We start from the raw sequence: 9,168 nt of genomic DNA on the forward strand, positions 1-9,168 counted from the left end.
GCCCGTCACGCCGGGCAGCCCCCAAACGCCGGCATAAAAGCGATCCCGCACGCGACGACGAAGTCGGCGCCAAAAAAACACAGCTTGGCGACCTACCCCGCCAACTTAGCCACGACCTTCGGCAACAACCGCCGAGCCGCATCCTGCGCCCGAGCCGGAGTACTAGCCGCAACACTCAACGCCGACACCAGATTCCCCTTCGCCACTAGCACCGCACACGTCGAGCCTTCGCACCACGCCCGCTGCACCGTGATTCCCGGCTGCGGCGGCAGCGATACCTCGGCACCCGCGCAGTGCGCACCCGCCACGACGTCTTCGCCGGAGCGGTCCGCGTACACCGTGACCTCGTGCGTCAACGCCGAACCGCTCGGATACACCCAGCTCACCGACTTGCGCTCACCCGCCGCCAACCCGGTCAGGCATCCGGAAACCCGCCCCGAACCGGGAGTCACGCCCTCTTCGGCAACGTCAGAATCGGACAGCAGAGCAGCCTCCGCCCACCGCGGATCCGGTGCCGCAGAAGAAGAAACGACCGGCGGATCGACCGCCCGCGACACCGGCGGAGCCACTGGCGCACTAGTACCCGGCGAGGGAACAGGATCGTCGTAGTAAGTCTCAAGATTATTAGGCCGATTGCCGCACCCAGCGAGCCCGGCCAGCGCCCCCAGCCCGACCAGCACAGCGACCGCTGGCACCTGCCGACGACGCACGTTGCCCCTCCGCGCTCAATGTTGCCCGTCCCGCCCCGGGCCATGCTGGGCCCCGAGGGTAATGCACCAGCTCAGCTCCACCCGAGGTGGGATCGATGCGCCCAATACTCGCGCGCGTCCTCCGCCAGTTCCCCCAGCACAGCGCGCTCTTCCTCGCTCAACCGCACCCGCACCGCAGCGAGGTTCGCCGCCAACTGCGCCGGACTAGACGGCCCAATCACCGCCACCGGATCAAACTCCTGCCCAAGCACCGCGGCCACCGCAACCGCATCCGGCCCCACCCCATGCGCCTCAGCGACCCGCCGCAACGCCTCCGGAGCCTCCACGACAAGCCGCCCATTCGCGAGAGTTTCCTTGACCAGCACTCGCTTCCCGGCCGCCCGCGCCTCCGCCAACGCCGCCCCGACCGACGGCTCGAACACATTCCACGTCGACTGCACCGACGAGAACACCGCTCGCCCACCCGACTCGAGCTCGAACGCCCGCCGCACCACCTCCGCCTGCTCGGGCCCAGACGTGGAGAACCCGACCTCAACCCCGGCCTCGGAAAGCCCAGCCAGCGCGTCAATCAACGCCGGATCAGTGAAAAGTGGACTGTCCACAGTGAGCGAATGAACCTGGTACAGATCCACGTGCCCCGCCAGCAGCTCCCGCGTCTGCGCCCACTGCTCACGAAACCGCGGCAACGTATGTTCCTTGACCTCGTGCACGTCCGCATCAAGCCGCCACTCGCCCACGTAGCGGTACCCCCACTTGCTGGACACAGTCACATCCCGGTGCCCGCGCTCCGCCAACCAGCCGCCGAGAAACTCCTCCGAACGCCCGTAAGACCGGGCGACATCCACCCACCGCACCCCCGCCGCGTAAGCAGCATCGAGCACCTCGTAGGTCGCGGCCCGCATCGACGGAACATCACGCACTTCCGGCAAGTCCCGCCCCAGATTGATATAAGCCGGACGGCCGAGCGCGGCCAGCCCCACCGCGATGCGGTCCATCAGAATCTCCTTGTCTAGAGCGGTATTAGGAAATGGTCACGCGTGCCTAGACGAGTAACCGCAGAGCGTTTTCTCATCGCCAGATGTATAGGTCGTTATACACTTTGTTTGTGCCGGAGGATGGCGAGCCATTGGCCGGAGTTTTGGGCTTGGCGGTGGAGTTTTTCGAGGCGGGCCGCAGGCGCTCGGACGTAGCCTTTGCCAAACACGGGCGCGATTTGGCGAAGGCTGGCCCCCTCCTCCCGGGCAGCCAGCAGCGCCCAGTCGGAGGCGTCGGCGCAGGCCGCGGACGCACGCCGCAACTCCCCCAACAGGTCGATCAGGTCGTTCGCATTCAGCTCCCCCGCCTGAACGGCGGCGGCGGTCGTCTCCAGCCAGGCCAGTACGTCGGCTTCGGTGATCGGCGGGCGCGGGCGGGCGTTGTCTGTGCTCACGCGGCGCAGTATAGGGCGTTATACACTGACGTCGAACGCAGTGACGGAAACCTGCTGGACTCCGGGCGTGGCGCGGACGTTGACTGGCCGCAGCAGTCATCCGGCCGTTTCGGAGGTTCAGTGAGGTTCGGCATCGCCGCCCGGTTCGTCGCGCTCGCCGTCGTGTGGGGCGCGAGTTTCCTGTTCATCAAGGTCGGCCTGGAGGGGCTGTCCCCGGCTCAGGTCGCGCTTGCCCGCGTCGCGCTGGGCGCGTTGACGCTCGGCGCGTTCCTGGTGCTGCGCAGGCGATCGCTCCCCCGCGACCCCGCCTTGTGGGCGCATCTCGCGGTGGTTTCGCTGCTGTTCTGCGTGGGCCCGTTCCTGCTGTACTCGTGGGCCGAGCAGTACGTGGCGTCCGGGCTCGCCAGCATCTTCAACGCCACCACTCCCCTGCTGACCATGCTGTTCGCGGCGGCCGCCCTGCCCGCAGAGCGGCTCACCCGCCCGAAAACCGCCGGGCTGCTGATCGGTTTCGCCGGCGTGCTCACGCTGGTCGGCGTTTGGCGCGGGATCGACCTCAGCCACGAAGTCCTCGCGCAGCTCGCTTGTCTCGGCGCGACCACCTGCTACGGCATGGCTTTCGTATACCTGCGGAAATTCGTGTCGCCGCGCAATCCCGATCCGGTCGTCGTCGCGTTCGGGCAAACCGGTTTCGCCACCGTCATTCTGCTCGCCGCGACACCGGTGATCGCCGCGCAGCCGGTGCATCTGAATCTCGCCGTGGTGCTGTCCATGCTCGCGCTCGGCGTGCTCGGCACCGGCGTGGCCTACACCTGGAACACCGCCATCGCGACCGCCTGGGGCGCCGCCAACGCGTCTGCTGTGACCTACCTCACTCCAGTAGTCGGCGTTCTGCTCGGAGTGCTGGTGCTCGACGAGCCGGTGCACTGGAACGAACCGGTCGGCGCACTGCTCGTGGTGCTCGGGATCCTGGCGTCGCACGGCCGGCTTTCCCGGGCGCGGCAACCGGTCCTGGAACGGGTCTGAAACGGCCTGTGGGGCCGCCGGAGGAATCCGGCGGCCCCACAGGTTCGCGGTGCGCTACAGGTACTGACCGGTGTTCGTGGCGGTGTCGATCGCCCGCCCCGATTCCTGGTTCTTGCCGGTGACGAGCGTGCGGATGTAGACGATCCGCTCGCCCTTCTTGCCGGAGATCCGGGCCCAGTCGTCCGGGTTGGTGGTGTTGGGCAGGTCCTCGTTCTCCGCGAACTCGTCGACGATCGCGTCCAGCAGGTGCTGCACGCGCAGGCCGGGCTGTTTGGTCTCCAGCACCGATTTGATCGCCGACTTCTTCGCCCGGTCCACGATGTTCTGGATCATCGCGCCCGAGTTGAAGTCGCGGAAGTACAGGACTTCCTTGTCCCCGTTGGCGTAGGTGACCTCCAGGAACCGGTTCTCGTCGCTCTCCTCGTACATCCGCTCGACGGTGTGCTGGATCATCGCGTCGAACGTCGCCTTCTGGTCCCCGCCGAACTCCGCCAGGTCGTCGGCGTGGATCGGCAGGCCCTCGGCCAGGTACTTCGAGAAGATGTCCTTCGCGCCCTCGGCGTCCGGACGCTCGATCTTGATCTTCACGTCGAGCCGGCCCGGCCGCAGGATCGCCGGGTCGATCATGTCCTCGCGGTTGGAGGCGCCGATGACGATGACGTTCTCCAGCCCCTCGACGCCGTCGATCTCCGACAGCAGCTGGGGCACGATCGTCGTCTCCACGTCGGACGACACGCCCGAGCCGCGGGTGCGGAAGATCGAATCCATCTCGTCGAAGAACACGATGACCGGGGTGCCCTCGGAGGCCTTTTCCCGCGCCCGCTGGAAGATCAGCCGGATCGACCGCTCGGTCTCGCCGACGAACTTGTTCAGCAGCTCCGGGCCCTTGATGTTGAGGAAGTAGGACTTGCCGTCCGCCTGGTCCCCGCGAGCCTCGGCCACCTTCTTGGCCAGCGAGTTCGCCACCGCCTTCGCGATGAGCGTCTTCCCGCAGCCGGGCGGGCCGTAGAGCAGGACGCCCTTGGGCGGGCGCAGCTGGTACTGCTCGTACAGGTCCGCGTGCAGGAACGGCAGCTCCACGGCGTCGCGGATCTGCTCGATCTGCCGGGTCAGGCCGCCGATGTCCTCGTAGCGGACGTCCGGCACCTCCTCCAGCACGAGGTCCTCGACCTCCGCCTTCGGGACCCGCTCGTAGGCGTAGCCCGCCTTGGAGTCCACCAGGAGCGAATCGCCCGGTTTGAGCGGCTGCTCGGCGAGCGGGCCGGAGAGCAGGACGACCCGCTCCTCGTCCGCGTGGCCGACCACGAGAGCGCGCGTGGCGCCGCCCTCGACGTCCGGTGCGAGCACTTCGCGCAGCGCGCACACCTCGCCCGTGCGCTCGAAATCGCCGCCTTCGACGACCGTGAGCGCCTCGTTGAGCCGCAACGCCTGCCCGCGCCGCAGCGACGAGACCTCCACCGCGGGCGACACCGAGACGCGCATCTTGCGCCCCGCGGTGTAGACGTCCACCGTGTTGTCCTCGTACGCCTCGACGAACACCCCGTAGCCGCTCGGCGGCTGGGCCAGCCGGTCGACCTCTTCGCGGAGGGCGAGCAGCTGACCCCGCGCCTCGCGCAGGGTTTCGACGAGTTTCGTGTTCCGCTCGGTGAGCTGACTCACCCGTTCCGACGCCTCGGCGAGACGTTGTTCGAGAACGCGGTTCTGTCGCGGAGAATCGGTGAGCCTGCGGCGCAGCAGCGCCACTTCTTCCTCGAGAAAACGGATCTGCCGGGCTTGTTCCTCTGGTGTCTGCCCTGCTCCGCCGGTTGCTGAAGGGTCGGCCTCCTCGCGCCGACCTCCGGGAAGGTCATGATGCATCGGGCACCTCCTCGGAGTGCTTTTCATTCCACGGTACCGGCGATCACCGACAAGAAAAGGCCTTTCCGCATCACAAGACCGGCGCGTCGCGCTTTTTCTTCCGGCCAGCACGGCCGCGAGCGCAGCGCAAGCGGCCGATTCGGTGCCGCGGACGGGAATCCGCTCCGCGCGGGTTTCCGCAACGCGGAACTGAACGCACTACGGATGCCCCGCGGCGCGGACCGCAAACCCGACTTGCGGGTTGGCTGCGCGCGAACGCGCTCGGCTGGCTAGCATCCCCGGGTGGCCACGCTCCGCACGTGGCCAGGACTTTCGTACGCACGGCAGGGGGAACCGAAATGACTTATCCGCCGCAGCAGCCCGGCGGCTACGGACAGCAGCCGAACCCGTACGGGCAGCAGCCCGGCGGCCAGCAGCCGTACGGGCAGCCTCAGCAGGGCGGATGGAACCAGGGCGGGCAGCCGCCGCAGGGCCCGCAGTCCGGCGGATTCCCCTCCGCGCCCGGCCCCGGCGGTCCCGGCGCCCCTGGCCAAGGCCCTTACCAGGGCGGATACCCGCAGCAGGGCGGTCCCCAGCAGTACGGCCAGCAGCCGGACCAGTTCGGGCAGTTCGGGCAGCCGGGCCAGCCCGGCGGGCCGTTCGGGCAGCAGCCGGGCGGCCAGTTCGGCGGGTTCGGCGAGGAGCCGCCGAAAAAGAAGAAGACCGGCCTGATCGTCGGCATCGCGATCGCCGCGGTGGTCCTCCTCGGCGGCGGGACGGGCCTGGTCATCTGGCTCACCGGCGACAGCAAGGACAAGAACAACGCCGCCCCGCCCGCGTCGTCCTCGGCCCCGGTCGCGGCCCCGCAGTCCAGCGGCAGTTCGTCGTCGTCCCCGTCGAGTTCGTCGTCGTCCGGCTCGAGCAGCGGCAACTACCCGGCGGCGGCGGGTGCTAAACCCACCTCGGGCGAACTGTTCGACGCCGCTTCCGCGGCGTACAACAGCTCCGACACCGACGGGCTGTACTCGCTGCTCTGCACCAGCCTCACCAAGGGCCAGAAGCCGACCGACAAGATGCCCTCGGGCATCCACTTCGAGCTGACCGGCAGCCCGCAGGAAAGCGGCGACCAGGCCACGGTGAAGTACCACGTCACGACGTCCACGAAGACCGCCGACGGCACCCTCACCGCCCTGCGCCAGGGCGGGGCCTGGTGCCTCGGGAAGGTCAGCACGGACCACTAGGTGAGACGCCGGCTCAGCACGGCACTCGTCCTGCTCGCGGTCGCTGTCGCGGGCGGTGTCCTCGGCCTGGTCTTGATCGGCCTGCCGGGGCCCGCCCGCACCACGACGGAGCCGCCCGCTCCCCCGCCTCCGCCGCGAACCAGCGCGTCCCGGAGTCCCGCACCCGCGGCGGATCAGGCCGCGATCGCCGCGCTCGCGCGCACTCTCGTCGACGCGATCACGCGCGCCGACTCCGCCGAATTCGGCACTCTCACTTGCAAACCGCAAACTGCCGCGGCGTTGAAGGAACTCCAGTCGAAATGGGACGCCGCCGGCCCGCTTCGCGTCTCACTCACTGGACAGCCGGCGATCGCGGGCGACGACGCCACCGTGACTGTCCGGGTCGAAGGCACCGGCGGGCACAAAGACACGCCGTTCCCGCTGCGGCGCGAGAACGGTCGCTGGTGCGTCCCTGGTTAGCCTTTGCCCTTGCTGGGCCGTCGTGAAACCCGCGGCGACACCGTGCCGTCGGCGAGACGGCGTGCGGTGAGCAGGAAAGCGGTGTGCGCGACCATCCGGTGGTCCGGCCGCACCGCGAGACCGACGACGTGCCAAGGCCGCATCAGCGTCTCCCACGACTCCGGCTCGGTCCAGCACTGCTGTTCCCGCAGCGATTCCGTGACGCGGGACAGCTGCGTGACGGTGGCGACGTAAACCGTCAGCACCCCGCCGGGCACGAGGTGCGCGGCGACGTTCGGCAGCTGGTCCCACGGCGCGAGCATGTCCAGCACAACGCGGTCGACCTCGCCGGTGTGCGTGGCCAGATCGGCGACGGTGAGCGTCCAGTTGCCCGGCTTCTCGCCGAAGAACTTCTCGACGTTGCGCTCGGCGTGCTCGGCGTGGTCGTCGCGGATCTCGTAGGAGAACACCTGTCCCGCCGGACCGACCGCGCGCAGCAGCGAGCACGTCAGCGCGCCCGAACCGGCGCCGGCTTCGAGGACGCGCGCGCCCGGGAAGATGTCGCCCCACATCACGATCTGCGCGGCGTCCTTGGGGTAGATAACCTGTGCACCGCGCGGCATCGACAGCACGTAGTCCGGCAGCAGCGGACGCAGCGCGAGATACGTGCTGCCGCCCGCCGAAGTGACCACGCTGCCCTCGGGACGGCCGATGAGGTCGTCGTGCGCGAGAGCGCCGCGGTGCGTGTGGTACTCGCCGCCGTCGGCGAGCGTGAGGGTGTAGTGCCTGCCTTTCGAGTCCGTCAGCTGAACCCGGTCACCTGCACGAAACGGTCCGCTGACCGACAACTTCTTCCTCCACTGCAAACCCGGAACGCCGACGTCGAATCCTCGCAGGTCGTCCCGCGCGCGTCGTGCCCGGGTGCCTCACTGAGCGCGACGGCCCTGCATCAGCGCGGTCCGCAGGTCTTCCCGGCGCAGCACGCCCGCGGGGCGGCCTTCGTCGTCGACCACGAGGAACTGCCAGGCAGGCGTCTCGCGCACGCGCTCGGCGATCTCCTCGCCCGGTTCCGACGCGAGCAACACGGTCTCCGCGCGGATCGGCTCGGCGGCCTGTTCGGCGGGCGCGTGCGGGCTGATGCTTGCCAGCTGCTGTGCGGCTTGCTCGTCCAGCAGTCCGGCCGCGACCCCGTCCGCGCGCACCAGCACGACGCCCCGTCCCGCCGACGCGGCCAAGGCGTCGGAAACCGGGCTTTCCGCGGGCAATTGCAGCACCGGACGCACCAAATCGGACAGTTCCAGCCCCGCAGGCCAGCCGCGCCGGGCTTCGGCGGCCAGCTCGGACCGCGCGCCGAGGATCACGAACCACGCGGTCACGACGCACACGCCGAGCCGCAGCCAGCGGTCCGGGCTCTGCATCGCCAACCCGAGCAGCGCCCACACGATCAGACCGGTCGCGACCACGGCTCCGCCGGCGACCGCGGCCTTCGTTCCCTTGGCCCGCAACCCGGTCATCGCCCAGACCCCGGCGCGCACGAGCCGTCCGCCGTCCAACGGCAACCCCGGCAGCAGGTTGAACAACCCGACCGCGAAGTTCGCCACCGCGCACTCGGCGACCAGCAGCCACACCGCGCCGTCCGGCGGGACCGCGAACAGCAGCAGCGAGCAGAATCCGCCCAGCACCAGCGAAACCGCCGGACCCGCCGCGGCGACCAGCCCTTCCTGCCCCGGCCGTCGCGGCGTACGGGCCACTTCGGACAGTCCGCCGAGGAGGAAAAGCCGCAACCGCCGGACCGGAATCCCGAGCCGCAGCGCGACGAGGCAGTGGCCCAGTTCGTGCGCGAGCACGGAAAGGCCGAGCAGCACCGCGAACGCGGCGGCGAGCAGCCAGGAGGTCGGCGTCGACACGTCCGGGAGCAGCCGTCCGACCAGCGGCGCGTAGAGCACCACGATGACGAGCGACCCGATCCACCACGACGGGGCGAGCAAAACGGGCACCCCGCCGACCCGGAACAGCAGCAGGCCGCCGTCCCCGCCGGCGCGCCGAGCGGGCCCGGCGCCGTGCTGACTGGTCGCGGCCATGCCGGACAGCGTAGGGGTCGGCGTGTGGGAAGCCGGTGACCCGGTCGCCCCGGACGGGTGGTGTCGTCTCGCCCCGGTCCGGATTCAGGTGGTGCCCGGCGGCGCGGCGGCGTGCATCGTGTCCCGTCGCCCAGACTGCGCATGGCGGCCCCGCCTGGCAACGATCGCCCCTCGGTGAACTGGAACAACACATGACGACCCGCACTGCAGTCCGCCGCCGAAACTCATCCCAAGATCGACATGGAACACCGACTCAGCCGAAGACTCGCTACGCCCAGGCTCGTCACACAGCGACTCATCGACGCCCCGCACCGCGCGAGATCGCGCTGGCGTCCGAACCGAGCGACGCGCTGCCCGTGCCGGCCGAGCAGCAGCGCCCCCACCACCAGCCCCACCCCCACACCGAC

9 protein-coding genes are annotated in these 9,168 nt (G+C 69.5%); 3 read left to right on the forward strand and 6 right to left on the reverse strand.

The window, feature by feature from the left end; genetic code table 11:
* Positions 1-92: 92 nt before the first annotated feature.
* From ACWDNU_RS44115 to ACWDNU_RS44125, 3 genes are all read right to left on the reverse strand, one after another.
* Positions 93-710 (reverse strand): hypothetical protein, encoded by a 618-nt coding sequence (locus tag ACWDNU_RS44115; protein WP_449673231.1) that lies wholly within the window; start codon positions 708-710, stop codon positions 93-95.
* A 71-nt stretch (positions 711-781) separates the two neighbouring features.
* The gene (locus ACWDNU_RS44120; protein WP_449673232.1) at positions 782-1,705 is read right to left on the reverse strand and encodes an aldo/keto reductase; all 924 of its coding nucleotides are present in this window, start codon (positions 1,703-1,705) and stop codon (positions 782-784) included.
* Positions 1,706-1,800: 95 nt separating this feature from the next.
* Positions 1,801-2,139 carry a hypothetical protein gene (locus ACWDNU_RS44125; RefSeq protein WP_101439870.1) on the reverse strand — a complete coding sequence of 113 codons (339 nt, stop codon included), beginning with the start codon at positions 2,137-2,139 and terminating at the stop codon, positions 1,801-1,803.
* Between the two features lie 120 nt (positions 2,140-2,259).
* Between ACWDNU_RS44125 and ACWDNU_RS44130 the strand changes: the two genes are divergently transcribed.
* On the forward strand, positions 2,260-3,165 hold the full coding sequence (locus tag ACWDNU_RS44130) for a DMT family transporter (protein WP_449673233.1): 906 nt from the start codon (positions 2,260-2,262) through the stop codon (positions 3,163-3,165).
* Between the two features lie 54 nt (positions 3,166-3,219).
* Here the strand turns inward: ACWDNU_RS44130 and arc are convergent, their stop codons facing one another.
* Positions 3,220-5,022, reverse strand: coding sequence for a proteasome ATPase (arc, locus tag ACWDNU_RS44135; protein WP_370937226.1), 1,803 nt, complete (start codon positions 5,020-5,022; stop codon positions 3,220-3,222).
* 338 nt (positions 5,023-5,360) lie between these two features.
* Here arc and ACWDNU_RS44140 point away from each other — a divergent pair, with 338 nt between their 5' ends.
* Both ACWDNU_RS44140 and ACWDNU_RS44145 read left to right on the forward strand, forming a co-directional pair.
* Positions 5,361-6,242, forward strand: a complete 882-nt coding sequence (locus tag ACWDNU_RS44140; RefSeq protein WP_449673234.1) for a hypothetical protein — start codon at positions 5,361-5,363, stop codon at positions 6,240-6,242.
* Complete coding sequence (locus ACWDNU_RS44145; RefSeq protein ID WP_449673235.1) at positions 6,243-6,701, forward strand: hypothetical protein; 459 nt, start codon at positions 6,243-6,245, stop codon at positions 6,699-6,701.
* On the opposite strand, the gene ACWDNU_RS44150 is transcribed toward ACWDNU_RS44145, so the two are convergent.
* Both ACWDNU_RS44150 and ACWDNU_RS44155 read right to left on the reverse strand, forming a co-directional pair.
* Positions 6,698-7,528: a tRNA (adenine-N1)-methyltransferase gene (locus ACWDNU_RS44150; protein WP_449673236.1), complete on the reverse strand. Its 831-nt coding sequence runs from the start codon at positions 7,526-7,528 to the stop codon at positions 6,698-6,700. The genes ACWDNU_RS44145 and ACWDNU_RS44150 overlap by 4 nt on opposite strands.
* Positions 7,529-7,606: 78 nt before the next feature.
* Entirely contained in the window at positions 7,607-8,761 is a 1,155-nt protein-coding gene (locus ACWDNU_RS44155; protein ID WP_449673237.1) for a M50 family metallopeptidase, read from the reverse strand.
* Positions 8,762-9,168: the final 407 nt, after the last annotated feature.

Source organism: Amycolatopsis sp. NPDC003676, assembly GCF_053587275.1.